Annotated in this window: 26 protein-coding genes; 22 read left to right on the forward strand and 4 right to left on the reverse strand. The window is 66.6% G+C overall.

What is annotated here, in order from left to right:
* Positions 1–18: 18 nt before the first annotated feature.
* The gene (gene coxB / locus ACILR9_RS24210; protein WP_395712531.1) at positions 19–882 is read right to left on the reverse strand and encodes a cytochrome c oxidase subunit II; all 864 of its coding nucleotides are present in this window, start codon (positions 880–882) and stop codon (positions 19–21) included.
* Between the two features lie 321 nt (positions 883–1203).
* Between coxB and ACILR9_RS24215 the strand changes: the two genes are divergently transcribed.
* On the forward strand, positions 1204–1749 hold the full coding sequence (locus ACILR9_RS24215; protein ID WP_395712532.1) for a peptidylprolyl isomerase: 546 nt from the start codon (positions 1204–1206) through the stop codon (positions 1747–1749).
* A 146-nt stretch (positions 1750–1895) separates the two neighbouring features.
* On the opposite strand, the gene ACILR9_RS24220 is transcribed toward ACILR9_RS24215, so the two are convergent.
* Positions 1896–2276 carry a nuclear transport factor 2 family protein gene (locus ACILR9_RS24220; RefSeq protein WP_395712533.1) on the reverse strand — a complete coding sequence of 127 codons (381 nt, stop codon included), beginning with the start codon at positions 2274–2276 and terminating at the stop codon, positions 1896–1898.
* Positions 2277–2292: 16 nt separating this feature from the next.
* The gene (locus ACILR9_RS24225; RefSeq protein WP_395712534.1) at positions 2293–3282 is read right to left on the reverse strand and encodes a zinc-dependent alcohol dehydrogenase family protein; all 990 of its coding nucleotides are present in this window, start codon (positions 3280–3282) and stop codon (positions 2293–2295) included.
* Positions 3283–3367: 85 nt separating this feature from the next.
* On the opposite strand from ACILR9_RS24225, the gene ACILR9_RS24230 reads away from it, so the two are divergent.
* The 21 genes from ACILR9_RS24230 to ACILR9_RS24330 all read left to right on the forward strand — a co-directional run bounded on the left by ACILR9_RS24230 (position 3368) and on the right by ACILR9_RS24330 (position 24903).
* On the forward strand, positions 3368–4804 hold the full coding sequence (locus ACILR9_RS24230) for a circularly permuted type 2 ATP-grasp protein (RefSeq protein WP_395712535.1): 1437 nt from the start codon (positions 3368–3370) through the stop codon (positions 4802–4804).
* 4 nt (positions 4805–4808) lie between these two features.
* Entirely contained in the window at positions 4809–5744 is a 936-nt protein-coding gene (locus ACILR9_RS24235) for an alpha-E domain-containing protein (protein WP_395712536.1), read from the forward strand.
* Positions 5745–5754: 10 nt separating this feature from the next.
* Positions 5755–6573 carry a transglutaminase domain-containing protein gene (locus tag ACILR9_RS24240; RefSeq protein ID WP_395712537.1) on the forward strand — a complete coding sequence of 273 codons (819 nt, stop codon included), beginning with the start codon at positions 5755–5757 and terminating at the stop codon, positions 6571–6573.
* Between the two features lie 128 nt (positions 6574–6701).
* Complete coding sequence (locus tag ACILR9_RS24245) at positions 6702–7904, forward strand: pyridoxal phosphate-dependent aminotransferase (protein ID WP_395712538.1); 1203 nt, start codon at positions 6702–6704, stop codon at positions 7902–7904.
* A 158-nt stretch (positions 7905–8062) separates the two neighbouring features.
* Positions 8063–8866: an ABC transporter ATP-binding protein gene (locus ACILR9_RS24250; RefSeq protein ID WP_395712539.1), complete on the forward strand. Its 804-nt coding sequence runs from the start codon at positions 8063–8065 to the stop codon at positions 8864–8866.
* The gene (locus tag ACILR9_RS24255) at positions 8863–9720 is read left to right on the forward strand and encodes an ABC transporter permease (RefSeq protein ID WP_395712540.1); all 858 of its coding nucleotides are present in this window, start codon (positions 8863–8865) and stop codon (positions 9718–9720) included. Before ACILR9_RS24250 ends, ACILR9_RS24255 begins: the two co-directional genes overlap by 4 nt.
* 255 nt (positions 9721–9975) lie before the next feature.
* On the forward strand, positions 9976–10956 hold the full coding sequence (locus ACILR9_RS24260; RefSeq protein ID WP_395712541.1) for an ABC transporter substrate-binding protein: 981 nt from the start codon (positions 9976–9978) through the stop codon (positions 10954–10956).
* 11 nt (positions 10957–10967) lie between these two features.
* Positions 10968–12620 (forward strand): phytoene desaturase family protein, encoded by a 1653-nt coding sequence (locus ACILR9_RS24265; protein ID WP_395712542.1) that lies wholly within the window; start codon positions 10968–10970, stop codon positions 12618–12620.
* Positions 12621–12622: 2 nt separating this feature from the next.
* Complete coding sequence (locus ACILR9_RS24270) at positions 12623–13630, forward strand: LacI family DNA-binding transcriptional regulator (RefSeq protein ID WP_395712543.1); 1008 nt, start codon at positions 12623–12625, stop codon at positions 13628–13630.
* A gap of 22 nt (positions 13631–13652) precedes the next feature.
* Positions 13653–14705 (forward strand): dipeptidase, encoded by a 1053-nt coding sequence (locus ACILR9_RS24275; RefSeq protein ID WP_395712544.1) that lies wholly within the window; start codon positions 13653–13655, stop codon positions 14703–14705.
* Positions 14702–15697 (forward strand): amidohydrolase family protein, encoded by a 996-nt coding sequence (locus tag ACILR9_RS24280; RefSeq protein ID WP_395712545.1) that lies wholly within the window; start codon positions 14702–14704, stop codon positions 15695–15697. The genes ACILR9_RS24275 and ACILR9_RS24280 overlap by 4 nt, the downstream gene beginning before the upstream one ends.
* 274 nt (positions 15698–15971) lie before the next feature.
* Positions 15972–18047 carry an elongation factor G gene (locus ACILR9_RS24285; RefSeq protein WP_395712546.1) on the forward strand — a complete coding sequence of 692 codons (2076 nt, stop codon included), beginning with the start codon at positions 15972–15974 and terminating at the stop codon, positions 18045–18047.
* Positions 18048–18145: 98 nt separating this feature from the next.
* Positions 18146–18268 (forward strand): hypothetical protein, encoded by a 123-nt coding sequence (locus tag ACILR9_RS24290; protein WP_395712547.1) that lies wholly within the window; start codon positions 18146–18148, stop codon positions 18266–18268.
* A 108-nt stretch (positions 18269–18376) separates the two neighbouring features.
* Positions 18377–18580 (forward strand): hypothetical protein, encoded by a 204-nt coding sequence (locus tag ACILR9_RS24295; protein WP_395712548.1) that lies wholly within the window; start codon positions 18377–18379, stop codon positions 18578–18580.
* Between the two features lie 222 nt (positions 18581–18802).
* On the forward strand, positions 18803–19318 hold the full coding sequence (locus tag ACILR9_RS24300) for a DUF962 domain-containing protein (RefSeq protein ID WP_395712549.1): 516 nt from the start codon (positions 18803–18805) through the stop codon (positions 19316–19318).
* Positions 19319–19389: 71 nt separating this feature from the next.
* A complete protein-coding gene (gene msrP / locus ACILR9_RS24305) occupies positions 19390–20346 on the forward strand; it encodes a protein-methionine-sulfoxide reductase catalytic subunit MsrP (RefSeq protein WP_395712550.1) in 957 nt (318 codons plus the stop codon).
* A gap of 154 nt (positions 20347–20500) precedes the next feature.
* On the forward strand, positions 20501–21478 hold the full coding sequence (locus ACILR9_RS24310) for a Bug family tripartite tricarboxylate transporter substrate binding protein (RefSeq protein WP_395712551.1): 978 nt from the start codon (positions 20501–20503) through the stop codon (positions 21476–21478).
* 16 nt (positions 21479–21494) lie between these two features.
* Entirely contained in the window at positions 21495–22256 is a 762-nt protein-coding gene (locus ACILR9_RS24315; protein ID WP_395712552.1) for an enoyl-CoA hydratase/isomerase family protein, read from the forward strand.
* Position 22257: 1 nt separating this feature from the next.
* The gene (locus ACILR9_RS24320; RefSeq protein ID WP_395712553.1) at positions 22258–22596 is read left to right on the forward strand and encodes a hypothetical protein; all 339 of its coding nucleotides are present in this window, start codon (positions 22258–22260) and stop codon (positions 22594–22596) included.
* A 10-nt stretch (positions 22597–22606) separates the two neighbouring features.
* Positions 22607–23773 (forward strand): acyl-CoA dehydrogenase family protein, encoded by a 1167-nt coding sequence (locus tag ACILR9_RS24325; RefSeq protein ID WP_395712554.1) that lies wholly within the window; start codon positions 22607–22609, stop codon positions 23771–23773.
* Positions 23770–24903: a CaiB/BaiF CoA transferase family protein gene (locus ACILR9_RS24330; protein ID WP_395712555.1), complete on the forward strand. Its 1134-nt coding sequence runs from the start codon at positions 23770–23772 to the stop codon at positions 24901–24903. Before ACILR9_RS24325 ends, ACILR9_RS24330 begins: the two co-directional genes overlap by 4 nt.
* 198 nt (positions 24904–25101) lie before the next feature.
* Here ACILR9_RS24330 and ACILR9_RS24335 read toward each other — a convergent pair whose 3' ends face one another.
* Positions 25102–25980, reverse strand: coding sequence for a DUF6492 family protein (locus ACILR9_RS24335; RefSeq protein ID WP_395712556.1), 879 nt, complete (start codon positions 25978–25980; stop codon positions 25102–25104).
* Positions 25981–26217 lie beyond the last annotated feature (237 nt).

Raw genomic sequence — 26217 nt, forward strand, 5'->3', positions numbered from 1 at the left:
TCTCCTGCGGCGAAGCGCTTAGCGGTTGGCGGGAGCGGTGGCGGCAGCGACGTCGGTCGCGGGCAGCAGGCCCGCCGACTTCTTCTTCTGCTCAACCCACTTGTCGAATTCGGGCTTGGAAACGGCTCGGACGGCGATCGGCATGAAGCTGTGGTTGTTGCCGCAGATCTGCGAGCACTGGCCGAAATAAAAGCCTTCCTTGAAGATGTTGATCCAGCCCTCGTTGAGGCGGCCTGGAATGACGGTCTTCTTGATGCCGAAGCCCGGGACGGTCCAGCCGTGCATCGAATCGGCCGCGGTGCCGATAATGCGGATGTTGGTGCCGATGGGGACGACCATCTCCTCATCGACCGCCAGCAAGCGCGGCACGTCGGGCTTCTGCTTGACGCGGTCGGCCTCGCTCAGGATGCGGCTGTCGATCGAGAAGTTGCCCTGGTCGGGATATTCGTAGCTCCAGTACCACTGGTGACCGACAACCTTGATGGTCATCGCCGCCTCGGCGAGCTTGTCTCCGTAGTACAGCAGGCGGAAGGACGGGATGGCGATGACCACCAGGATCAGGATCGGAATGACGGTCCAGGCGATCTCCAGCACGGTGTTGTGCGTGGTCGTGGTCGCCGTCGGATTGCGCGTCGCATGGAAGCGGTAAACCGCGTAGATCAAGAGCGCCAGGACGAACAGGCAGATCAGCGTGATGATGACCAACAGCAAGTCGTTCAGCGACGCCAGGCGCTCCATCAGCGGCGTGTAGGACGGCGGGAAGTTGACCTGCCAATCATGCGGCACGCCGACGATCGGCTGCGCCTGGACGCCACCGGCAATGCCCAACCCGGCGATTGCCGCCAGCAGTCCCAAGATGCCCCGTGTGCACTTGCCGATCATTCAATCATCCCCTCGGCGGAGCCGTCCCGTTTCAAAGGGTTCCGACCCGCAAAATCCCCGCCATTTAAAGCGGTTAGTACCAGATATAGACCTGACACGTAACGGGTTTTCGCCCCCGCTCGGTATGTGGCGGCCAGTCGCAGTGAGGGCGACCTGTGCTCACCAAGCGTAACGCCGTGCTCGGACAACCGGAAGTCCCGAACACCAGCTCTTGTTGCCTGTCGAACCGGGACCACCGCTTCAGGCGTGCTTGTAATTCCGGGGTCGGCCGGTATGGTCGCCCGCCGGCCGCATCCGGCCAATTCAGCAAGGGACCCACAGATGCGTCTTACCCTGACGCCGTTGATCGTCGCCATCTCATTCATGTTCGCAGGAGCGACCGCCGCCATGGACAAGGAAAACACCCTCTACATCGACCTCAAGGACGGCCGCGTCGTGATCGAGATGCGCCCCGACCTGGCCCCCAATCACGTGGCGCAGATCAAGAAGCTGGCGCGCGAGGGCAAGTACGACGGCGTCGTGTTCCATCGCGTGATCGACGGCTTCATGGCGCAGACCGGCGACCCGACCGGCACCGGCTCGGGCGGCATGGGCGAGACGCTGAAGGCCGAGTTCTCCAAGGAGCCGCATGCCCGCGGCGCGGTCTCGATGGCGCGGACCAACGATCCCAACAGCGCGCGCAGCCAGTTCTTCATCGTCTTCAAGGATTCGAACTTCCTCGACGGCCAGTACACAGTATGGGGCAAGGTCACGTCGGGCATGGAGTTCGTCGACAAGATCAAGCGCGGTCAGGGCCAGTCGGGCTCGGTGCCGGCGCCGCAGGACAAGATGATCAAGGTCCAGGTCGCGGCAGACGCGAAGAGTTAATCATTCTCCTCCCCAGCGAAGCTGGGGAGGTGTCCGCGTAATCGCGGACGGAGGGGTCAAGGGCCACAGTCCCGCTGCTCATGACCCCTCCGTCGCCGTAAGACGGTGACACCTCCCCAGCGAAGACGCTGGAAAGGAGAATTGAGTCACCCTTCCTTCGTCACCGTATGGAAGGTCTTCGAAATGATCTGCCAGCGGCCGTCGACCTTCAGCAGGGTCAGGTAGTCGGTGAAATAGCGCGGCGGCAGCTGGCATTCGACCTTGGCGATTGCCGTGCTGGGGCCGGAAAAGTCGATCGACACGATGCGGTCGGCACGGGCGCTGCCCTTGGCCTTCCCCGACGGACGGCTCTCGACCATCTTGAACCATTCGCCGCGCGGCCAGTCGCTGGCCTTGCCGTCGCCGCCGGCGGCATAGAGATGCGACGCCGCATGAAAAGCCTCGCCAAGCTTCTTGGTGTCACCTTCGTAAAGGCCGTCGAAATAGACCTGCAGGACCTTCTCGACCGCCGCGACATCGGAACTCATCGCCACTCCTCCTCGCTCAAATCGCCCCGTTCGGGCTGACCAGAATCTTGCCGTTGCGCCCGCCCTTGTCGGCATGCGCCAGCGCATCCTTGATCTTGTCGATCGGATAGACCGTGTCGACCGGGGCCGACAGCGTGCCGGCCATGACCTGCCGGCCGAGATCGGCATAGATCGTGCGGATCTGCTCGGCACTGCGCCGTGCCAGGAAGCGGCCCAACATGAAGCCGGTGACCTTGACGCCGCGATAGATGAAGTTGTTGCGGGTGATCCTGGGATCCTCGCCGCTCATCGAGCCGTAGTGGACTGCCGTGCCGTCCGTGGCGACGCAGTCTACCAACCGCCCGGTGGCGGCGCCGCCGATTGCCTCGACGCCCAGCATGATGCGGGCATCGCCGGTCGCCTGGGCGACCCGTTGGGCGAGATCGTCGCCGTCGACCACCACGACATCGGCGCCCAGCGCCTTCAGCTCACCGGCGAGCTCGGCCCGCCGCACGACATTCACGGTACGCAGCCCGCGCTGCCTGGCGAGCACGATCAACAGCCGGCCGACCGCCGAGTTGGCGACGTTCTGGATTACCCAGTCGCCAGGCGCCAGGTCGACGAAGTCCGACAGCATCAGCAGCGCCGTCGGCGGGTTGATGCGCACCATGGCCGCCTGCCTGAGATCGATGCCGGCCGGCAAGGGGATCGCATCGTCGCCTTTCACCCTGCGCCGCTGGGCCCAGTTCTCGCGTTGCAGGTTGATGACCAGGTCGCCCGGCTTGACGTGGCTTACCGCCGAGCCGACGGCGGCGACCCGGCCGACGCATTCGGCGCCCGGCGTCGCCGGCAGCGGCGGCTTCAGCCGGTAGCTGCCGCGGCAGAACCACATGTCCGCCGGATTGATGGGAAAGGCCAGCACGTCGAACACCACCTCGTCGGCGGCGGGCGCGCCGACATCGGCGACCTCCGCACAGCGCGCGACTTCCCACGGCGTGCCGTAACGCTCGATCAACACCTGCTTCACCGGTCCCCTCCCGCAACAGTCTCGAGGACCCTTTGTTGGCCCATCGATTGCTTATATTGTGATTCGACGGGGGGTGAAATGCCGGATGGCAGTCAAGGCTTTTGACGAGATGAATTCGGGCGCGAGCGGGTCGGTGCGGGCACCCTATCGCGCGGTGGCCGACTGGCTGGTGCGCACGTCGCCCGAGAAGGTGGCGGCAACGCGTGTCGAGGTCGACCAGTTCTACCGCCGGCACGGCATCACCTTCGGCGCTTACGGGTCGGTGGACGGCAGCGAGACGACGATCCCGTTCGATATCATCCCGCGGGTCATCGCGTGGGACGAATGGCAACACCTGCACAAGGGGCTGGTGCAGCGCGTACGCACCTTGAATGCCTTCCTCGACGACGCCTACCGCAAGCGCGAGATCTGCCGCGCCGGCATCATCCCCGAGCAGCAGGTGCTGATGAATGCCGAGTTCGTCGCCATGGCCCAGGGGCTGGAGCTGCCGGGCGGCGTGCATGCCCACATCGCCGGCATCGACCTCGTGCGCGTCGGCGAGAAGGAATTCTATGTCCTCGAGGACAACGTGCGCACGCCGTCGGGCGTCTCCTACGTGCTCGAGAATCGCGAAGTCATGATGCGGCTCGCGCCCGAGCTGTTCTCCGCCATGGGGGTCCTGCCGGTCGCCGACTATTCGGAGGAGCTGCTGGCGACGCTGCGCTCGGTATCGTTCAGCGATGACGCCGAGCCCAACGTCGTGCTGCTGACACCGGGCCATTACAACAGCGCCTATTTCGAGCACGCCTTCCTGGCCGACGAGATGGGCATCGAGCTGGTCGAAGGCTCCGATCTGTTCGTCGACGAGGGCCGCGTCTACATGCGCACGCCGCGCGGGCCCCAGCGGGTGGACGTGATCTACCGCCGGGTCGACGATGCCTTCCTCGATCCGCTGGCGATGCGGCCTGATTCCTTCCTTGGGGTCGCCGGCCTGCTCGGCGCCCTGCGCGCCGGCCGCGTCAACATCGTCAACGCGCTCGGCAACGGCGTCGCCGACGACAAGTCGACCTACACCTACGTGCCCGAGATGGTGCGCTTCTATCTCGGCGAGGAGCCGATCCTCTCCAACGTGCCGACGTGGCGCTGCGATCGCGCCGACGACTACAAGTACGTCATCGAGCGGCTGTCCGAGCTGGTGGTAAAGGAGATCCATGGCTCCGGCGGCAAGGGCATGCTGGTCGGCCCGACCTCGAGCAAGGCCGAGATCGAGGAGTTCGCCGCGATCCTCAAGGCTCGACCCGACAACTACATCGCCCAGCCGACACTCGCCCTGTCGACCTGCCCGACCTTCGTCAGCCAGGGCGTGGCGCCCCGCCATGTCGACCTGCGTCCGTTCGTCCTGTCGGGCCGCAAGATCACGATCATCCCCGGCGGCCTGACGCGCGTGGCCCTGAAGGAGGGTTCGCTGGTGGTCAATTCGAGCCAGGGCGGCGGCACCAAGGATACCTGGGTACTGGCGCCGCGGCCGGAAGCGAGCCCGTAAGCCCATGCTGAGCAGTACCGCCAAGAATCTGTACTGGATGGGCCGCTACCTGCAGCGCGCCAAGTCGACCGCCCGCCTGATCGAGGCGACCCAGCGCATGGCGCTGCAGTCGCGCGGCGAGGAAGCGGTCGGGGTGGCGGCGATCTTCGGCATGGAGGACGAGTTCCGGCAGAGCCAGCAGCAATCGGGCGGCCGGCTGGCCGACCTGATCGATTTCCTGGTGCTCGACCAGAACAACCCGTCGTCGATCGCGAGCTCGATCGGCGCGGCGCGGCGCAACGCCCGCGAGGAGCGCAACAACATCACGGTCGACGTGTGGGAAAGTCTCAACGGGCTGTGGCTCGAGCTCAACGCTCGCCTGCGCCGCAACCGCGCCCAGCTCGACCGCGGCGCCCTGATCGAGATGGTGCGTACCCAGGCGGTGATGATCTTCGGCGCCGCCCAGGTCACCCTGCTGCGCGACGAGGCCTACAACTTCCTGCAGCTCGGCGCCTTCCTGGAGCGCGCCGACAACACCGCCCGCATCCTGGACGTGAAGTTCCACGTGCTGCGGCCCGACGGCAATCCCGACGCCGGCGGTCTCGACTACTTCGCCTGGTCGGAAGTGCTGGCCTGCATCGGCGCCGTGCGGACCTACCGCCGCATCTATCGCAGCGCGCTGCATCCCATGAAGGTCGCCGAGCTTATGATGCTGCGCCGCGACGTTCCGCGCTCGGTCCACCACTGCCTGGGGATGGTCGACAGCAGCATGGGCGAACTGGCCGACGTCTACGGCACGCGCGGCGAGGCCGACCGGCTGGCCGGGGAGCTGCACGCCCGGCTGCGCTATGCCCGTATCGACAAGGTCTTCGAGCAGGGCTTGAAATCGTTCTTGGGCAACGTGCGCGCCGACATCGCCACCCTGTCCGACGAGATCGGCCGCCAGTTCCTGCTGGATTGAGCGAGCAACCATGCGTCTCTCCGTCCACCATGCCACCCGCTTCAAGTTCGATCAGCCGTCGGGTCATTCCATCCACGATGTCCGGCTGACGCCCAAGCCGGCGACAGGCCAGCGCATCGTGTCGTGGCGAATCGAGGGGCCGGGCAAGCGCTCCGAATGGCTCGACGGCCACAACAACCAGGTGACGACCTTCTCGGTGGCCCATCAGCACGACTCGGTCGAGATCGTGGTGCATGGCGTCTACGAATTCAGTGGCGCCGACCATTGGCTACGCTATGCCGAGGTGCCGACACTGCCGGCACCGTTCTGGCTGCGCAACTCGGCCCTGGCGACGCCGGATGCGAGCTTCGATCCCCTGATCGAGGGGCTGCACGAGAGAGCCGCCGATCCGGCCGGGCGCGTCGCCGTGCTGCATGAGGTGATGGGCCGGATCGGCGAGCGCATGACCTACGGCACCGGCGCCTCGACCGTCGATACGACGGCGGCCGAGGCGCTGGCGCGCGGCGTCGGCGTGGCGCAGGACGAGGCGCACATCTTCATCGCCTGCTGCCGCCGTCTTGGCGTGCCAGCGCGCTACGTCAGCGGCTATCTGCGCAACGACGACCCCGAGCTGCATGTCGGCCGCACCAGCCACTCGTGGGCGGAGGCCTGGGTGCCCGGCCTCGACTGGGTGGGTTTCGACCCCGCCAACGGCATCAGCCCGCGCGGCGACAGCCTGCGCGTGGCGGTCGGCCTCGACTACCGCGACGCCGCCCCCGTCAGCGGCCGCCGCATCGGCTTCGGCGAGGCGACGATGACGGTGGACGCGACGATCAAGGTGATCGATTGAGGATTAGGGCCGGTACGGCACGAACGTACGAGAAATAGCGGCTCGGCCAGCCGCCTCGCCTTGCGGAGCCGGCACGCCGTCAGTATTTTCGCGCGCTTTTTCACACGCTTGAAAGGAAGCGCCGCGTTATGGCTTTCATTGCCGATCGTCTCAGCCGCATCAAGCCCTCTCCGACCAATGCCGCGCAAGGCAAGTTCCTGGAGATGAAAGCGGCGGGCAAGGACGTGATCGGCCTGGCGGCCGGCGAGCCCGACTTCCCAACGCCCGACCACATCAAGGAAGCGGCGATCAAGGCGATCCGCGAGAACGACACGAGATACACCGCGGTGCCCGGCACGCCGGCGCTGCGCCAGGCGATCTGCGCCAAGATGAAGCGTGACCACGGCCTCGACTACAAGCCGTCGCAGACCGTCGTCACCTCGGGCGGCAAGCAGATCATCTTCAACGCCATGCTGGCGACGCTCAATCCGGGAGACGAGGTGATCGTGCCGGCGCCCTACTGGGTCTCCTATCCGGAGATGGTGCTGTTCGGCGATGGCACGCCGGTGATCGTCGACTGCCCCGAATCGAAGGGCTTCAAGCTGCAGCCCGAGGATCTCGAGCGGGCGATCACGCCAAAGACGAAGTGGCTGATCCTGAACTCGCCCAGCAATCCGACCGGCGCCGCCTATACGCGCGCCGACCTGCGGGCTCTGTGCGACGTGCTGCTGCGCCATCCCCACGTCTGGGTGCTGACCGACGACATGTACGAGAAGCTGGTCTACGACGACTTCGTCTTCTCGACGCCGGCCGAGGTCGAGCCCAAGCTGTACGACCGCACGCTCACCATGAACGGCGTGTCCAAGGCCTACAACATGACGGGCTGGCGCATCGGTTACGCCGCCGGCCCGCAGAAACTGATCGAGGCCATGACCACGGTGCAGTCGCAGAGCACGTCCAACGCAAGCTCGATCAGCCAGGCAGCGTCGGTCGCGGCGCTCAACGGGCCGACGGATTTCATCCCGAAGAACGTCGCAGTGTTCAAGCAGCGCCGCGACCTCATCGTGTCGATGCTGAACCAGGCCCGTGGCCTGCGCTGCGCCCGGCCGGAAGGCGCCTTTTACGTCTATCCGTCGTGCGCCGGCGTGATCGGCAAGACGACGCCCGACGGCAAGAAGATCGAGAACGACACAGACTTCGTGAATTACCTGCTGGAGGCCGAAGGCCTGTCGGTCGTCCAGGGCTCGGCCTTCGGCATGGGCCCGGCCTTCCGCATCTCCTACGCCACCGCCACCGACCTCCTCGAAGAGGCCGGCCGCCGCATCCAACGCGCCTGCGGGGCGCTGACCTAAGCGGGCCTTCGCTCGTAGCCAATCAAAGGTCCCTCGCTGCGCTCGGGATGACAGAATCGCTGTCATCCCGAGCGCAGCGAGGGACCTTTTTCTTGACAGCACTTGCGCTGCATGACAACGATTTCATCGGGGAATTGTTGGGAAGGGGCGCGGATCGCATGACCGTGGGCGGCCAATTGGCGGGCGAAAGCGGTAGCCGCGGCCCAACTGGCGCGCCGATCCTTCTGCGCAAGGTCGAGAAGGTTTACGGCGCCATCCAAGCGCTGGCGCCGCTCAGCGCCGAGCTGCGCCCCGGCGAGGCAGTCAGCATCGTCGGCCCGAGCGGCTGCGGCAAGAGCACCCTGATGCGGCTCATTGCCGGGCTCGAGCCGCCGACACGCGGCGATATCCGCGTCGGCACCACCACGGTCAACGGCCCTCTGACCAACGTCGGCATCGTCTTCCAGCGCGACCTGCTGCTCGAATGGCGCGACGTGCTGGGCAACGTGCTGCTGCCGGCCGAGATCAAGGGGCTGGCCGGCCTCGAGCCGCGCGCCCGGGCGCTGCTGCAGGAGTTCGACGTCGCCGGTTTCACCGGCGCCTATCCCTGGCAACTGTCGGGCGGCATGCGCCAGCGCGTGGCGATCGCCCGCGCCCTGCTGACGCGGCCGGCACAGCTTTTCCTCGACGAGCCGTTCAGCGCCCTCGATGCGCTGACCCGCGACCAGATGAACGTGCTGCTGCAGCGGGTGCAGACCAGCGAAGGCGTCACCACCCTGCTGATCACCCACAGCATCTCGGAGGCGATCTTCTGCGCCGACCGCGTGCTGGTGATGTCGGGGCGGCCCGGCTCGATCATGGACGATATCGTCGTGCCGTTCGCCCGGCCGCGCCGGCTTGCCCTGCGCGAGACGCCCGAATTCACCGCCATCGGCCGACGCATTCGCGAGCATTTCGAGAAGGCGGGAGTGCTCGTCGGATGACGACCGGAACGACCGAGGCGCCCGGCATCGCCGCGCCGGCTCCAGCCACGGGACAGGGCTCGGGTCTCGTAGATGCCTTCGCCGGCGTGATGTGGCCGCTGCTGAGCGGCCTCCTCGGGCTCGCCCTGTGGGAAGGCCTCGTACGCCTGCTCAAGATCCCGATCTACATCCTGCCCGCGCCGACGCAGATCGTGGCGACGATCGGCCAGCACTGGTGGTACCTGGTCAGCCAGCTCGCAATCACGACCCTGGCGGCGGCGCTCGGCCTCGTCATCGCCGTGGTGTTCGGCCTTGCCGCGGGAGCGGCGATCACCGCCTCGCGTCTGATCGACCGCATGCTGACGCCGTGGCTGGTGATCGCCCACGCGGTTCCCAAGGTCGTGATCGCTCCCCTCTTCCTCGTATGGTTTGGCTTCGGCCTGCAAAGCGAGATGTTCTTCGTCGTCGCTTTCACCTTCTTCCCGGTGATCGTGAACACCGTGACCGGTCTCAAGTCGGCCGACCCCGAGCAGATCCTGATGGTGCGGGCGATGGGCGCCACGCCGAGCCAGATCCTGCGCAAGATCCAGTTTCCGAGCGCCCTCGCCAGCATCTGTGCCGGCATCAAGCTCGCCGTCACCCTGGCGCCGGTCGGCGCCGTGATCGGTGAGTTCGTCGCCTCCAACAAGGGATTGGGCCATCTCCTGATCCGCGCCGTCGGCGACATGGACACCTCGCTCGCCTTCGCCGCCGTCACCGTGTTCTCGATTTTCGGCGTCCTGCTGTGGCGCCTCGCCGAATGGGTCGAGCGTCGCGTCCTGCCCTGGCATCCCAGCCAGCGCGAGGCATTCCTGCTGCGCGGCGGCGTCAACTGATGACGGCGTTTGCGCGCATGAAGCTCATGTCGGGGAGCGCGCCACTCATAGGCGCCAACTTTCACTTCTCCTCCCCAGCTTCGCTGGGGAGGTGTCGCCGTCGTACGGCGACGGAGGGGTCATGAGCCCCAGACTCGTTGCCCATGACCCCTCCGTCCGCGAAGACGCGGACACCTCCCCAGCGAAGCTGGGGAGGATAATGAAAGGCGCTCCCGGAACACCTCGACTTCGGCGCACTCAGGTAGGGAGGAATCTTTGATCGCACGTTGGATGATCGGTCCGCTCGCGGGCCTTGCCGCACTCGCCGGCGCAAGCTCGGCTGAGGCACAGACGCCCGTGAAAGTGCTGCTCGACTGGGCGTGGCTGCCCTATCACGCGCCGTTCCTGATCGCCCAGGAGAAGGGCTACTACAAGGAGGCCGGTCTCGACGTCACGCTCGAGCAGGGCCGCGGCTCGGCCACCACCGCGCTGATCCTGTCACAGGGCGGCTTCGACATCGCGCACGTCAACACCACCAACACAGCGCAGATGATCGGCAAGGGCGGCCCGATCAAGGCAGTAGGCCTCTACCAGCACAAGACCGCCGCCGCCATCATCGGCATCAAGGGCAAGGTCAAGCTCGACGGTCCGCAGTCGCTGAAGGGCATCAAGATCGGCAGCACGCCCGGCGGCTCCGACGCGCTCAGCCTGCGCATCCTGGCCAACGCCAACGGCATGAAGGTAACCGATCTCAACGTCGTCGCCCTCGACGCCAACGCCAAGACGACGGCGCTGTTCGGGGGCACGATCGATGCCGTGAGCGGCGACAGCCCGGCCTTCAACGCTTATGTCCGCGCGACCGGCCAGGAGCCGGTGACCCTGCAGCTTGCCGACGCCGGCGTGCCCCTGCTCGGCTTCGGCTTCGCCGTCAACAACGCCTGGCTCGCCAAGAACCCCGAAGCCGTTCGAAAATTCCTCGCCGCCACCAAGCGCGGCTTCGCTGACGCGGCGCGCGACTACAAGGCAGCCTGCGAGGTGATCCAGGCCAAAGTGCACCTTGCCGGCACCCTAGAGCGCTGCGTCGACTACAACCAGGGCCTGCTGGCGCTGTCGACGCCGCCCACCAGCCCCGAATGGGGCCAGCAGTCGAAGGAGGAGTGGACGAAGCTGGTGGCGACCCTGCGCGCGGCCGGCGAGCTGCCGAACGACGACAAGCCGGTCGAGAGCTTCTACACCAACGACTTTGTGCCGAAATGAGCCTGGCGGCGATGCCTGCAGTCAGCCGCCGGTCGGCCGGACGCCACGACGCCATCGTCATCGGCGGCGGCCACAACGGCCTTGTCGCCGCGTCGTATCTCGGTCGCGCCGGGCTGAAGACCCTCGTGGTCGAGGGCAGCCCGCGCCTCGGCGGGCCGGCCGCGACGCTCGAGTTCATGCCCGGCTACTTCACCACCATCGCCAACTCGCCGGGCTCGCTCGAGCCCAAGATCGTGAGCGACCTCGAGCTCGAGCGTCACGGGCTCAAGTTCGTTCGCCCTGATCCGACCCTGGTGCAGCCGCTGACCGACCGGCGCCTCTATGTCGGCTGGCGCGATCCGGCACGCAACAACGCCCAGCTCGAGTCCTTCGCGCCCGGTGAGGCGGCCCGCTACGAGGCATTCTTCGCCTACCTGCAGCGCTTCGCCGACCGGCTCGGCATCTCGATCTTCGAGCCGCCGCCGACCTTGCAGCATCTCGTCCGCAACCTGACGCGCCTGGAGGACCAGGAAGCGTTCAGCCGCATCTTGTTCGGCAACGTGCGCGACCTCATGGACGAGTTCGAGCTTGCCCCCGAGACACGGGCGCTGATCGCACCGCTCGCCGTGGTCGGCGGACAGGCCGCGCCCTCGACGCCGGGCACGCCGTTCAACCTGATGATGCGGCCGCTCTCGCTCGCCTCGCTGCGCGGGCGCGGCAGCCACGACCCGCGCCTGATCCCGTTGCGCGGCTCGACCGGGCTCGCGGTCGGCGGCATGGGCGCCATCATCGAGGCGCTGCGCGTTGGCATCGTGGCGCAAGGCGGCGAGGTGCGCACGGCAACGCGCGTCGCCTCGATCCGCAGCGACGGCGAGCGCGTGCTGGGCATCGTCACGTCGAGCGGAGACGAATTCGATGCGCCGATCGTCGTTTCGGCGATCAACCCCAAGACGACCGTGACGTCGCTGGTCGACGACACCTCGCGCTGGGGCGACCTCAAGCCCAAGGTGCAGCGCAAATCGTTGCGCGGCCGCGCCTTCAAGGTCGTGCTGGCGCTCGACGGCATGCCGCGCTACGGCGGCGTCGCCTCCGACGACGACGCCGCGCGCTTCGCCTCGGCGCAGTTCCGCATCGCACCGACGGTGGACTACATCGAGGAAGCGCATACTGACATGCTGGTCGGCCGTTTGTCGCTGAAGCCGGTGATCTGGGGGCTCTGCCCGTCTATGACCTCGCCGATGCTGGCGCCACCTGGCAAGCACGTGCTCAGCCTCAACATCGGCAATGCGCCCTACCATCTGCGCGAGGGCACCTGGGCGGAGCAACGCGACGTCTTCGCCAAGCGCGCGATCGCCAAGCTCGCCGAATACATGCCGACGCTGCCCGACCTGATCAGCGACTACCGGGTGATCGATCCGACCCAGTTCGAGCGCGAGTTCGGCCTTATCGAGGCCAACATCACTCATGGCGACACGCTGCCGTCGAACATGTTCTGGATGCGGCCGATGGCGGGCCTGCACGCCTATCGCACGCCGACGCGCGGCCTCTATCTCAGCGGCAACGGCACGTGGCCGGGCAACTACATCTCGGGCATCTCGGGGCACAATGCCAGCCAGGCGGTGCTGCGCGATCTCGCCCAGGCGAACGACGCGGCGACACCAGTGCCGGCCGAGCAGGCGGGTTAGCCATGGTGAGCGTGGTCGCCGTCGCTCAGAGGGCTGGCGTGTCGCCGGCCACGGTGTCGCGCGTGCTGGGCGGGCGCGTGCCGGTCACGCCGGAGACGCGAGCCCGCGTCCTCGAGGCCATCGATCAGCTCGGCTATCGCCCAAACGAGGTCGCGCGCACCCTGCGCGCCGGCCGCGGCCGCTCGGTCGCCCTGGTCATCGGCGACGTCGAACAGGGCATCAACGCCGCCCTTGCCAAGAATGTGCAACGGGAGCTCGAGAGGCAGGGCCTCGACCTGCTGCTGTTCGATCTCGGCCATCGCGAGGACAGGCTGCGCCACATCCTCGAACGGGCCCCCTCGCTCGGCCTGCGCGGCCTGCTCCTGTCGTCGCCTCATGTGATGGACATGCAGGCGCTGGCGCCCGCGATCCAGGCGGCGACCGAGCGCGGCATCGATATCCTGTCGGTCAGCCAGGACCTCAGCGAGCATGGCATCCCGTCGATCGTCCATGACGACGCCGGGGGTGGCACTGCCGCCGTAACCCATCTGGTGAACCAGCTGCGCACCCCGGTCGCCTTCGTCGGACGCATCGCGACGTCGGCAGTCGGACGGGCGCGCTTCGAGGGTTATCGCGACGCCTTGCTGGCGCACGGCCAGCCGGTCGATCCGTCGCTGGTATGGGACATCTCGGAGGGATTTCGCGCCGATGCCGGATACCGTGCCGCCTCGGACGCCCTCGACCGCGGCCTGCGCTTCCGGTCGATCCTGGCGGCAAGCGACGAGCTGGCGCTGGGTTGCATGGCGGCGGCAACCGACCGCGGCCTGTCGATCCCGGGTGACATCGCCTTCGTCGGCTTCGGCGGCCTGGGGATAGGCGCCTTCGCCCGGCCCGCCATGTCCACGGTAGTCCTCGATGTCGAAGCGGTGGCGCGTACCGTCCGCGCTTTCTTCGAGGCCGGCCCGGGACGTGCCGGTCCCGTGCGTCGGCATCTCATCCCGACCAAGCTTGTCCAGCGCCAATCGGCCTAGTGCCAAGAAGGAACCCGAACCAATGTTGATCGACGGCCTGCAGTGCGGTCACTTCACCCGCGAGACATTCGAGGAGCTGCGCCGCGCCGACGTCGGCGCCGTGACCGTGACCTGCGGCTTCTGGGAAGGCACCGTCGAATCGCTCGATTCAATCGCGCGCTGGCGTGACCTGGTGGCGGCGAACAGCGACCTTGTGGCGATCGCCACCACCGCGGCCGAGATCGAGACCATCGCCGCCGGAGGTCGGACGGCGATTCTCCTGGGCTTCCAGAACTCCAACCTGCTCGAGGGGCGGGTCCGCTTCGTCGAGCTGTTCGCCGAGCTCGGCGTGCGGGCGATCCAGCTCACCTACAACAACCAGAACGAACTGGGCGGGAGCTGCTACGAGGCGGAGGATTCGGGTCTGTCGCGGACCGGCCGCGAGGTCGTGCGCGAGATGAACCGCACCGGCATCCTGGTCGATCTCAGTCACGTCGGCAATCGCACCACCAAGGACGCGATCCTGTGCTCGGACAAGCCGGTGGCCGTCACCCACGCCAACCCCGACAGCCTGTTCGCGCACAAGCGCAACAAGACCGACGACGTGCTCAAGGTGCTGGCGGAGAAAGGCGGCGTGCTGGGCTGCGCGACCTACCGCAACATCACCGGCGACCATTATTGCAGCTCGCTCGCGAGCTGGTGCGAGATGGTTGCCAAGGCCGTCGATATCATGGGCATCGACCATGTCGGCATCGGCACCGACCGCAGCCACAACTTCACCAAGCCGGATTACGACTGGATGCGCATGGGTCGCTGGACCCGCGGCATCGACTACGGCGCAGCCTCGGCTGCCCGGCCGGGAAAGGCGCCGCCTCCCGCCTGGTTCACCGAGGTGCATCATCTCGGCCTGCTGCCCGGCGGCTTGCGCAATGTCGGCTTTACGCCGGCCGAGGTCGAGAAGATCACCAGCGGCAACTGGCTGCGCCTCTACCGCGATGTGTTCGGCGCCGCCGAGCAGCGTGCGGCGGCAAAGCTCGCCTTCGTGCAGACCGATCCGGTCCTGGCGACGACGCCACGCCTGTCGGCGGCGTCATGAGCGGGAGCGAGGTGGAGCGTATTGCCCTCGACGTCCACGCCCATTTGGCACCGGTCCTGCCCGACCGCCTGGCGGCGATCGACGGCGTGACCTGGAGCGCCGAGGAAGGCGCCCTCACCATCGACGGCTACACGCTTGCGGCGAAGTCGGTCTACCGGCCCGAGGCACTGGTAGCGTGGATGGACACGCAGCGGGTCGAGCGGGCGTGGATCTCGATCCCCCCACCGCTCTATCGGCTAGGGCTCGCCGTCGCGGCGATGCGCTCGTGGGTCGACTATGCGAACGACGGGCTCGACGTGCTGGCCGGACGGTTTCCCGACCGCCTGGCGCCGCTCTATCACCTGCCGGTGACGCAACCGGACCTCGCGGCCAGCGTCGTCACGGCGCGCGCCCGCTCCTCCGCCGCCCGCTTCGCCATGCCGGCGGGTTCGCAGACGCATGACGTGATCCTGTCGGATCCGGCCTACGGGCCGCTATGGTCGGCCCTGAATGCCGCCAAGGCTTTCCTGTTCCTGCATCCCTGCAAGGGCTGCGATCCGCGCTACGAGCCCTTCTACCTGCACAATCTGCTGGGCAGCCCGATGGAAACCGCGCTGGCCGCGGCGCATCTCGCCATGTCCGGCGTGCTCGAGCGTCATCCCGACATGACGGTTTGCCTGGCCCATGGCGGTGGCGCCGCCGCAGCCGTCGCCGGCCGGCTCGAGCGCGGCCAAGTGACCGGTCGACCGGGCGCCGATACCGGCGGGATACGCCCGCGATCGGCCCTCAAACGGTTCTGCGTCGACTGCATCTCCCACGATGCCGATGCGCTCACCCTGGCGGCGGCGATGCATGGCCGCGACCACGTGCTGTTCGGTTCGGACTGGCCGTTCTCGATGGGCCTCCCCGACCCGCATGAGCAGCTCGCCGACCTCGAGCCGGGTTTCCGCCGGCAGATTTTCCAGGCCAACGCGCAGGCGCTGCTGAAGCGCTATGCAGCAAAGCCTTCCTGACATCTCCAACCACTCCCCCGACGACGGGGGAGGGACGAAAGTGACTTCACGCGAAGGGCGATGACGGCTGCGGCAATCAGGCACTTACTTGCAAATGCCTCCGTGCGGACGTTGCTGTCGCCGCAGCGCAGCAATCGAGCGTCGCCGCATTGACTCGCCGTAACGGGAATGAAACGATTTCGAAGACAAGGCTTCGCTCCGGCCGACAGTTCCGTAGCGACCACCGTCCGGAGCTTTCAGGCGCGGGCATACGCGCGCGAAGGAGGACGTTGTCATGAACGATATCAAGTCCGAGCCGATCACCGGAGGCAGACCAGGCAGCGGCGCGCATCGCGTGGTGGCGCTGTGCGGGCCGTATCTCTCGGGCAAGACCAGTCTCCTCGAAAGCATTCTCTACGCCACGGGCGCCATCGGCCGGCGTGGCTCGACGCGAGCCGGCACCTCGATCGGCGATGGCGCCGCCGAGTCGCGCAAGCGCGGCATGGGCACGGAGATCAATGTCGCCTCGGTCGAGTACCTCGGCGATCAATGGACCTTTCTCGACGTTCCCGGGTCGATCGAATTCCAGCACGACGCTTTTGCGGCGCTCGCAGTGTGCGACGTGGCGGTGCTGGTCTGCGAGCCCGCTCCCGATCGTCTCGTGGCGCTGACGCCGCTGTTGAAATACATCGAGGACCGCCGCATCCCCCATGTGATCTTCGTCAACAAGATCGACTCGGCGGAAGTCCGGGTACGCGACATGCTGGCGGCGCTGCAGGCGGTGTCGGCGCGCAAGCTGGTGCTGCGGCAGGTGCCGATCCGGCGTCCGATGAACGACGGCGGCGAGGAGACGGTCGGCTACGTCGATCTCGTGAGCGAGCGCGCCTACCGCTACAAGACGAGCGGCGCCTCGGACTTGATCGAGATGCCGGCCGAGATCCTGCCGCGCGAGTCCGAAGCGCGGCGCGAGATGCTCGAGGCGCTCTCTGAATTCGACGACACGCTGCTGGAACAGCTGATCGAGGATATCGCACCGGAGAAGTCGCTGATCTACCGCGACCTGCACGACGAGTTCGGCGCCGATCAGATCGCGCCCGTGTTGCTGGGCGCCGGTGATCGCGAGAACGGCGTGCGCCGGCTGCTGAAGGCCTTGCGCCACGACACACCCTTTGTCGACGTCACGGCACAACGCCGGCTGCTGCCCTCGGATGGCGCCGCGACGGTGGAATGCTTCAAGGTCCTGCATCAGGCGCATGCCGGCAAACTGTCGCTCTGCCGCGTCTGGTCGGGCAGCTTGAACGAGGGTCAGACGCTGGGCGGGCAACGTGTCGGCACGTTGTTGCGCCCATTCGGCCAGCGCCTCGACAAGATTCCAACGGCCCGTGCCGGCGAGATCGTGGCGCTCGCCAAGGTCGATGCCCTGGCCGCCGGCCAGACCCTGTCAGGCGCCGGAATCGCCGCGACGGACGATTTTCCGGTCGCCGACGCCCCGGTGTTCGCGCTGTCCATGGTCGCCAAGAATCGCAATGATGAAGTCAAGATGTCGGGCGCCCTGCACAAGATCGTCGAGGAGGACCCGTCGCTTTCCTTCGAACCGCGCGCCGAGACGCACGAGCTGCTGATCAAGGGCCAGGGCGAGATGCATCTCAAGGTGGCGATCGACAAGCTGGCGGGCCGCTACAACGTCGCGGTCGATACGACGACGCCGAGGGTCGCCTATCGCGAGACCATCCTGGGCGGCACCCAGCAGCATGCCCGCTACAAGCGGCAGACCGGCGGGCACGGCCAGTTCGCCGACATCAAGGTCGAGGTCAAGCCGCTGCCGCGCGGCTCCGGCTTCCGCTTCGTCGACAAGATCGTGGGCGGCGTCGTGCCGCGCAACTTCATCCCGGCGGTCGAGGAAGGCATTGTCGATTACCTCAAGGAGGGGCCGCTGGGCCAGCCGGTCGTCGACCTCGAGGTGACGCTGTTCGACGGCCAGTTCCACGCCGTCGACAGCTCGGAAATGTCGTTCAAGATGGCGGCGCGCATCGCCATGACCGAGGCGATGCCGAAGTGCCGGCCCGTCCTGCTCGAACCGATCCTCAAGGTCACCGTGTCGGCGCCCAGCGAGGCGACGCCGCGCATCCAGCGCCTGATCTCCGGTCGGCGCGGGCAGCTCCTGGGCTTCGACTCCCGGGCGGGCTGGACCGGCTGGGACGAGGTCACCGCCCTGATGCCGGAAGCGGAAATCGCCGACATGATCGTCGAGATCCGCTCGGTGACCCAGGGCGTCGGCACCTACCGCACCGAGTTCGACCATCTGCAGGAGCTGGTCGGGCGGACGGCCGAACGCATCGTCGAGGAGACCAAGAAGCGCGCGGCGGCGTAAGCGGTCACAAGGCGGTGAGGCTGGTCCCTCCAGCTTCACCTCCCTGGCCCCGGCGCACATACTCGGCCCGTGGAATGAATCCACGGGAGCATATGGAGATGTTCAACAGACGGTCCGTGATGATGGGCGGCTTGGCGACGGTTGCCGCATCGTCATTGACAGGCGTCGCGCTGGCCCAGGCGGGCAAGCCCACGCTGGTGTTCGTCGGTCACGAACTCTGAGGCGGCTGCAAGATCTGGCGTGCCCAGTCAGAGCCTGACTTCCTGAGATCCGACGCGTTCAAGAAACTCGACTACAGGGTTGTCCATCCGGCCAATCAAACGCTGGTCATGAAGGAAGACTCGTGGCCAGCCGACGCGAAATGGGTGATGGCGGCGTTCCTCGCGAGCGACGAAGGGAAGTCGCGTCCCGATGCCACGCCGCGCTTCATCCTGGCGCAGAACGGCAAGATCATCCTGGCCGTCACCGGCAATTCCGGCTGGAAGGAAAAGATGTGGCCGAGGATCCAGGAGGTCACCGGCACCAGCGCGTGACAGTGGGCCTTTTGATTCTCCTCCCCCGTAATCGGGGGAGATGCCCTGTCATACGGGGCGGAGGGGTCATGAGCGACAGACGTGTAGATGAATTTGTATCATAGTCATCCCGACCGTCCGCGATTAGCCAACGCTTCGACTGAGGCTCTTGACCCCTCCGCCCCCTGCGGGCGCACCTCGCCGCGCTTCGCGCAGGGAGGGTAGCAAGACCAGGAGGCTGGAATGCCCAACGAACTCTTTCGCCGCCAGCTCGCGAGCTACGCGGCGGTGCACCGCGACTGGCGCAACAAGGCGACCCACTTCGTGGGCATCCCGATCATCGTCTTCTCCCTCATGCTGGTGCTTTCATTGTGGCGTTTCGAGGTCCTTGCCCGCGAATGGACGGGCTCGCTGCTGGTCTCCCTGCTCGCGGTGCTGGGTTGGCTGGCGCTCGATCTCGGTGTCGGCATCGTGATGGCCGCGATCATGGTGGTCGCCTGGTTCGCGGCCGAGGCGCTGGCCTCGGCGCTCGGACCGCCACCGGCCGTGTGGACGGCCTTCCTGGTGCTGTTCGTCGGCGGCTGGGTGCTGCAGTTCGTCGGCCATTTCTACGAGGGCAAGCGGCCGGCGCTCCTCGACAACATCTTCCAGGCCTTCATCGGTCCGATGTTCCTGGTCGCAGAGGCCATGGTGATGATGGGTCAGCGCGGCGACCTGGCCGAGGCGATGGGCGAAGGCCCGTCGATGAACCGGACGTAACGGCCGAGTGAGCAGGGTTGATTTGCCGCGCCCGCCCCTTCGACACTATGTCGGGGCAAAGGAGCTATTCGATGCTGATCAAGCGTAGACGCGGCTGGGAACTGGGCGAAAATCGGGCAACGCCGGAAAGCCGGTACCTGAATCGCCGCGAGCTCGTGAGCGCCATGGGCCTCGGTGCCGCGGCGCTCGCTCTGCCAGCCGTCGCGGCGGCCCAGGACAAGGATCCGTCGGCCAAGCTCTATCCTGCCACGCGCAACGACAAGTACGGCGTGCCGACGCCGATGACCGACGAGAAGCGTGCCACCACCTACAACAATTTCTACGAGTTCGGCACGGACAAGAGCATCTGGCGCGACGCCCAGAAGCTTGAGGTTCGGCCGTGGACCATCAAGGTCGGCGGCATGGTCGAGAGGCCGTTCGAGATCGGTATCGACGACCTGCTGGCAAAGATGCCGATCGAGGAGCGCGTCTATCGCCATCGCTGCGTCGAGACTTGGTCGATGATCGTGCCATGGAGCGGCTTTGCGATGCGCTCCCTGGTCGAGCTGTGCAAGCCGACCGGCAGCGCAAAGTTCGTCGTCATGAAGACGCTGTCCAAGCCGTCGGTCATGCGCGAGCAGCGCGACCTGCTCTATCCCTGGCCCTATACCGAGGGCCTGGCGATGGACGAGGCGATGCACGACCTGACCTTCATCGCCACCGGTCTCTACGGCAAGCCGATCCACAAGCAGAACGGCGCGCCGCTGCGCCTCGTCGCGCCGTGGAAGTACGGCTTCAAGAACGTGAAGTCGATCGTCAGTATCGAGTTCAGCGACAAGCGGCCGGTCTCGTTCTGGGAGAAGCTGCAGTCGAGCGAGTACGGCTTCTGGGCCAACGTCAATCCGCAGGTGCCGCATCCGCGCTGGAGCCAGGCAACCGAGAAGCCGCTGGGCAGCGACGAGCGCATCCCGACCCTGCTCTACAACGGCTACGCCGAGTTCGTGGCCGGGCTGTACACCGACCGCAAGGCGGAAAAGCTCTTCATGTAGAGCACATTCCGGCCGGAATGTGCCTGCTGCAACAACCAACCCCAATGCACGCATTTTCGATGGGGCTCGCCCCATCGAAAATCGCTCTGGCCTCTTTGCCTCCCTGAGCCGGGCCGCGCTACAACGGGCGCCGATCACGCTCAGGGAGGATTTGGTGAGGATCAATCGCCGCACGACGCTGGCGGGCATGGCCGGGCTCTCGGCCGCGCCGTTCATTCGGCCGTCGTCGGCCGCGGCCCAGGCTTATCCCAACAAGCCGATCAAGATCGTCGTGCCCTTCGCCGCCGGCAGCGCCACCGACCTGACGGCACGCGGGCTCGGCGCCAAGCTGCAGGACATCCTGAAGCAACCCGTCGTCATCGACGACAAGCCGGGCGCCAGCGGCCAGCTCGGCGCCTCGGCGGTCGCGACGGCGCCGGCCGACGGCTATACGCTGCTGATGGGCACCAATTCGACCAACGCCGCCAACGTGGCGCTGTTCAAGAAGCTGCCTTACGACCCCGAAAAGGATTTCGCGCCGATCGCGCGCTGCGTCACCGGCGTCAACGCCCTGGTGGTCAACAACGACGTGCCGGCCAAGACCGTCGCCGAGCTGATCGACTACGCCAAGAAGAACCCGGGCAAGCTCAATTACTCGGAGGCGAGCGCCTCGCAGCGCCTGTCGGCCGAGATGTTCAACCAGATGGCCGGCGTCAAGATCGAGCGCGTGCCCTACAAGGCGAGCCCGCAGGCGCTGGGCGATGTCGTCGCGGGGCAGGTCCAGGTGATGTTTCCCGACCTGCCGCAGGCGCTGACCCAGATCGAGGCCGGCAAGGTGCGCGGCCTGGGCACGACCGGCCCCAAGCGCACGACGGTGGCGCCCGACCTGCCGGCGATCGCCGAGACGGTGCCGGGTTATTCGCTGGTCTATTGGCTCGCGGTGTTCGCGCCGGCAGCCACGCCCAAGCCGATCCAGCAGGCGCTCTACGACGCCATCGCCGAGGCGCTCAAGGATCCGGCGACCGGCAAGGCGATGACCCAGGGGCGCATGGAAATCTCTCCGCTCGGCCTCGACGCCTTTGCCGCCTACGTCAAGGCCGAGACCGAATGGTGGACCAAGGCGATCAAGGCAGCCGGCATCGAGCCTGAATAGAGTACGGGGGAAGCGAATGAGCAAAGTCATCATCGAGAAGGACGGCCCGATCAAGACCGTCTGGATGAACCGGCCGGAAAAGCGCAATGCGCTCGACAGCGAATTGCTGAAGGAGATGATCGCCGCCTTGCAGGCGCCGGTCGCGGCCGACGACCGCGTCGTGGTGATCCGCGGCAAGGGCAACGTGTTCTGCGCCGGCCTCGACATGGCCGAGCGCAGCAAGTCGGCCGGCGCCGGCGAGGCGAGCGGAATCGAGGTGATGCTGCGCGCCATAGAACTCTGTCCGTTGCCCGTGGTTGCAGTGGTGCAGGGCGATGCGATCGCCGGCGGCAACGAGCTGGCGCTGCATTGCGACCTGGTCGTGGCCAGCGACAAGGCGCGCTTCGGCATGTCGCTGGCCCAGGTCGGCCTCGCGCCCAACTGGTTCCTGGCGAAGAAGCTGATGGAGGTGCTGGGCCCGGTGACGACGCGCGAAATGCTGCTGCTCGGCGATCCCCTGCCCTCGACCAAACTGCATGCGCTCGGCCTGATCGCGCGCTGCGTGCCGGCCGACACGCTCGAAGCCGAGGCGAAGAAGATCATCGACCGATTGGCAGCCAACGCACCGCTGTCGCTCAAGGCCATGAAGGCGCTCACCGTGCGCCAGCTCGAGTTCCGCGATTCGATCAAGCACGACGACGTCGATGCGCTGGTACGGGCGGCAATGCAGAGCCAGGACGCCCAGGAAGGCATGAAGGCCCGCCTGGAGAAGCGCACGGCCAGGTTCCAGGGGAAGTAACGTGGCGATCCGGCTCCGCCTCGACAAGCCGTGGCGCCCCCTGACGGCCGAGGAGGCGACGCGCCTGCCCGGTCAGCTCGGCGTCTACCAGGTGGCCGACGCCACCGGCACCATCGTCTACATCGGCCAGGCCGGCGCGCGCACGGCGTTCGGCCTGCGCAGCGAACTGCAGCGCGAGTTCACGGAACGCGGCGCCGGCTACCAGTTCCGCGTCGAAGTGAACATGCAGTACCGCACGCGCTGGTTCGAGCTCCTGATGGTCCACAAGGCCGATCACGGCAGCCTGCCCGTCGACAACGCCAAGAACCCGCCGCCCCTGGGGCGGCTCAGCCCGGCCTGAGGAAGCGTCCATGGATTTCGAACCCAGCTCAGAACAGCAGATGCTGATCGATCAGGTCCGTCGCTACGTCCGCGAGGAGATCATCCCGCTCGAGGCCAAGCTCGACCCCGATGCCGCCGAGCTGCCGCCTGAGGATCACGCACGGCTGGTCAAGAAGACCAAGGCGATGGGCTTGTTCGGCATCGACATTCCCAAGGAGTTCGGCGGCCCCGACATCGACATCGTGACCCGCGTGCTGCTCGCCATCGAGATGGCCCAGCACCGCGCCGGCCTCTACGTGCCGTGCTACGGCACATTCGGCGGCGCGGGCCTGGCGCAGATCTTCGAGGCCAACGAGGACCAGAAGGAGCGCTATCTCTATCCGACCCTGCGCGGCGAGAAGAAGCCGTTCTTCGGCCTGACCGAGCCGTCGGGCGGCAGCGATCCGGCACGGGCGATCCAGACCAGGGCCGAGCGCAAGGACAATGGCTGGGTGTTGAACGGCGCCAAGATATTCATCTCCGGCGCCGACCGCGCGCAGTACGGCATCGTGTTCGCGCGCACGGATGCCGCCAAAGGCCGCGCAGGCATCACCTGCTTCATCGTCGACGCCGACACGCCGGGCTTCCACGTGCGCCGCGTCGTCCACACCCTGCGCTCGTCGAGCTACGCCACCGAGCTCGAGTTCAAGGATTGCTGGGTGTCGGACCACCAGATCCTGGGCGAGGTCAACAAGGGCTTCGCCGTCGCCAACGACCGCCTGACGCGCCAGCGCATCCCCTATGCGGCGGGCTGTATCGGCATCGCCATCGCCGCCCACGAGATGGCGGTCGAATGGGCCAAGATGCGCTCGACCTTCGGCGAGAAGCTCGCCAACCGCCAGGCCATCCAGTGGATGCTGGTCGACAACGAGATCGACATACGCACGGCGCGCCACTTCACCCTGGAAGCCGCCGAGAAGGCGCGGCGCGGCCTGCCGTTCCGCACCGAGGCGGCGATCGCCAAGCTCACCGCCTCGGAAGGCGGCGGCCGCGTGGTCGATCGTGCCATGCAGATCCATGGCGGCATGGGCATGACCAAGGACCTGCCGCTCGAGCGCTGGTACCGCGAGATGCGCATCCGCCGGGTCGGCGAAGGACCGAGCGAGGTCCAGCGCATGGTCATCGCGCGCGAGATCCTGGGCAGCAACCTCAGATGACCAGGCCACCCTCTTCTCGTCCATTAGAGGGCATCAAGGTCATCGAGTTCGGCCAGAACCTGGCCGGCCCCTATTGCGGACAGATCCTCGCGTTCCTCGGCGCCGAGGTGATCAAGGTCGAACGGCCGGAAGGCGACGACGCGCGCAAATGGGGTCCTCCCTTTCTCGAAGGGGACGCGCTGGGCTTCATCGCGTTGAACCGCGGCAAGAAGTCGATCACCTGCGATCTCGCCGACAAGGCCGAGCGCGACGCCCTGATCGAGCGCATCGGCAGCGCCGACGTATTCGTGCACAACCTGCGGGCCGACGTGCCGGCCAAGTTCGGCATCGATGGCCCGACCCTCACCAGGCGCTTCCCGCGGCTGATCTACGCCGATCTCGGCGCATTCGGTCATGCCGGCCCGTGGAAGGAACGGCCGGGCTACGAGCCGATCATCCAGGCGGTCGCCGGACTCATCTCCCTGAACGGCGATCCCTCGGGACCGGAAGCGCGCATCGGCGTCTCCATCATCGACCTGTCGACCGGCATGTGGACGGCGATCGGCGTGCTGGCCGCCATCGCCCGCCGCGCTGCCACGGGACAGGGTAGCCTGGTCAACACCTCGCTGTTCGAGAGCGGCCTGATGTGGGCGTCAAACCACGCCGCCTCCTATTCTGTCACTGGCAAGATGGCATCGCGCCAGGGCACCGGCCATCCCTCGCTGACGCCCTATCAGGCCTTCGAGTGCAGCGACGGCCCGCTGATGATCTGTCCTGGCAACGACCGGCTGTGGCGCAAGTTCGCCGAGGCGCTGGGCCATCCCGAATGGCCCGACGAGGCGCGCTTCAAGACCAACGTCGAGCGCATGCAGCACCGCGAGCTGCTGCTCGGCATGATCGCCGACATCATGAAGCGCGAGACGCGCACGTACTGGTCGGCGCGACTCGATGCGCTGGGTGTGCCCAACGGCCCGCTCAACACCGTGCCGCAGGTGCTCGACCTCGCCCAGGTGGCGGCCCTCGGCATGTTCGCCCAGCCCTATGCCGGCAGCCCGGCGCTGTTCCATGGCCTGCCCATCAGCTTCGACGGCGAACGCGCCGGCGGCGCCGAGATCGCGCCGAAGATCGGTCAGGACAACGGCAAGATCTGAAGCGCATTGCCTTCATTCTCCTCCCCAGCTTCGCTGGGGAGGTGTCGCGTCATACGCGACGGGTGGGTCATGAGTCGTGGGAGAGGGTTGAGCCTGAGGCTCATGACCCCGTCGCCCAGGCATTTTGGCCGCAGAGCGGCCAAAAGCCCTTAGACGGCGACACCTCCCCAAGCTCTGCTTGGGGAGGAGGATGACCGCTCAGCCGGCGAAGCTCAGGCAGTACTCGCGCACGCGTTCGAGGGGGATGCGGGCGTGGCTCTGGACGATGATGAACTTGCCGCCGGGGTCGCTGCCATTGGGCAGTTTGACCAGGCGCTCGAAATCGTCGGCGCCCCACACGCAGGACTGCTCGGAGAACAAGTGCACGTCCGCCGCGTAGCAGGTGTTCCATTCGACGTGATAGTCGAACAGGTTGCCCTTCAGCTCGGCGACGCTGGTGTAGAGCGAGTACTCGGTCCACGGCACACCAGCCGGGCGCCGCACCTTCCACGACATGAGGGGCAACAGGCTCCCCCACATCCCATGACGCAAGTGTTGAAGCGCCTGCCCGGCGAGATCGGCATGCAGCAGGTTCGGCGTCACCGAGAGGCCATGACCGTTGGCGTCGTAGGTGGTGCCGACCACGTCGGTAACGTTGCGCCACCATTCGTGATGACGCTTGGGCTCCCAGCGCGACAGGCCCCTGCCGTCCTGAACGAAGGTCCGAGCATCGAAATCGCCGACGCAGCAGACATCGGAATCGAGCGTCAGGTAGCCCTTGAAGCCCAACTTCACGGGCACATGCAACTTGACGATCTGCTGCCGGTACCAACCAGTCATGAAGTAGAAGCCGCTGAGCGGCGAGAAGAAGTCGCTTTCGGGACGCACCGACACGCTGATTTTTGGAAAGCTCGGCAAGCTGGTCCGCAGCAGGTCGGCGTCCCTCGCAGGCGACACGATCAAGAGCTCGAACGGCTTGCTGTCACGCCAATGTTTGGCCAGCGACTCGATCAGGAGGCCCGCACGTTCCAAGTCGCCCCGGCGCTTAATCGTGCGCAGAGCCAAGGGGAGAATGGCTTGGCGAACCTCGGAAAACATCGAACCTTGTCTTAACGTAGACGATACATATGGCAACGGGGGCCTGCCACATCAATTGCTGGCGGCAATCCACTGGTCGACATACCAGCGGCAGAACGTCCCAAGTGCGCCACGCTTGGTTTCCGCAGACAGCCTGCCGAGATCAGCCAACCCGCTGCGACAGCTGCACTTTCATTGAATCCCGAAACACGGGCATCGGGAGACCTGCGGCGGCGCATCCTGTGCATGGCGCTATTC

Origin of the sequence: Reyranella sp. (genome assembly GCF_044224635.1) — a bacterium.
In the GTDB taxonomy this organism is placed as follows: Bacteria; Pseudomonadota; Alphaproteobacteria; order Reyranellales; family Reyranellaceae; genus Reyranella.

Bases quoted from the DNA above. Each gene is read 5' to 3' on its own strand.
- coxB (WP_395712531.1), bottom strand. From the start codon at position 882: ATGATCGGCAAGTGCACACGGGGCATCTTGGGACTGCTGGCGGCAATC.
- ACILR9_RS24215 (WP_395712532.1), top strand. From the start codon at position 1,204: ATGCGTCTTACCCTGACGCCGTTGATCGTCGCCATCTCATTCATGTTC.
- ACILR9_RS24220 (WP_395712533.1), bottom strand. From the start codon at position 2,276: ATGAGTTCCGATGTCGCGGCGGTCGAGAAGGTCCTGCAGGTCTATTTC.
- ACILR9_RS24230 (WP_395712535.1), top strand. From the start codon at position 3,368: ATGGCAGTCAAGGCTTTTGACGAGATGAATTCGGGCGCGAGCGGGTCG.
- ACILR9_RS24235 (WP_395712536.1), top strand. From the start codon at position 4,809: ATGCTGAGCAGTACCGCCAAGAATCTGTACTGGATGGGCCGCTACCTG.
- ACILR9_RS24240 (WP_395712537.1), top strand. From the start codon at position 5,755: ATGCGTCTCTCCGTCCACCATGCCACCCGCTTCAAGTTCGATCAGCCG.
- ACILR9_RS24245 (WP_395712538.1), top strand. From the start codon at position 6,702: ATGGCTTTCATTGCCGATCGTCTCAGCCGCATCAAGCCCTCTCCGACC.
- ACILR9_RS24250 (WP_395712539.1), top strand. From the start codon at position 8,063: ATGACCGTGGGCGGCCAATTGGCGGGCGAAAGCGGTAGCCGCGGCCCA.
- ACILR9_RS24255 (WP_395712540.1), top strand. From the start codon at position 8,863: ATGACGACCGGAACGACCGAGGCGCCCGGCATCGCCGCGCCGGCTCCA.
- ACILR9_RS24265 (WP_395712542.1), top strand. From the start codon at position 10,968: ATGCCTGCAGTCAGCCGCCGGTCGGCCGGACGCCACGACGCCATCGTC.
- ACILR9_RS24270 (WP_395712543.1), top strand. From the start codon at position 12,623: ATGGTGAGCGTGGTCGCCGTCGCTCAGAGGGCTGGCGTGTCGCCGGCC.
- ACILR9_RS24275 (WP_395712544.1), top strand. From the start codon at position 13,653: ATGTTGATCGACGGCCTGCAGTGCGGTCACTTCACCCGCGAGACATTC.
- ACILR9_RS24280 (WP_395712545.1), top strand. From the start codon at position 14,702: ATGAGCGGGAGCGAGGTGGAGCGTATTGCCCTCGACGTCCACGCCCAT.
- ACILR9_RS24285 (WP_395712546.1), top strand. From the start codon at position 15,972: ATGAACGATATCAAGTCCGAGCCGATCACCGGAGGCAGACCAGGCAGC.
- ACILR9_RS24290 (WP_395712547.1), top strand. From the start codon at position 18,146: ATGTTCAACAGACGGTCCGTGATGATGGGCGGCTTGGCGACGGTTGCC.
- ACILR9_RS24295 (WP_395712548.1), top strand. From the start codon at position 18,377: ATGAAGGAAGACTCGTGGCCAGCCGACGCGAAATGGGTGATGGCGGCG.
- ACILR9_RS24300 (WP_395712549.1), top strand. From the start codon at position 18,803: ATGCCCAACGAACTCTTTCGCCGCCAGCTCGCGAGCTACGCGGCGGTG.
- msrP (WP_395712550.1), top strand. From the start codon at position 19,390: ATGCTGATCAAGCGTAGACGCGGCTGGGAACTGGGCGAAAATCGGGCA.
- ACILR9_RS24315 (WP_395712552.1), top strand. From the start codon at position 21,495: ATGAGCAAAGTCATCATCGAGAAGGACGGCCCGATCAAGACCGTCTGG.
- ACILR9_RS24325 (WP_395712554.1), top strand. From the start codon at position 22,607: ATGGATTTCGAACCCAGCTCAGAACAGCAGATGCTGATCGATCAGGTC.
- ACILR9_RS24330 (WP_395712555.1), top strand. From the start codon at position 23,770: ATGACCAGGCCACCCTCTTCTCGTCCATTAGAGGGCATCAAGGTCATC.
- ACILR9_RS24335 (WP_395712556.1), bottom strand. From the start codon at position 25,980: ATGTTTTCCGAGGTTCGCCAAGCCATTCTCCCCTTGGCTCTGCGCACG.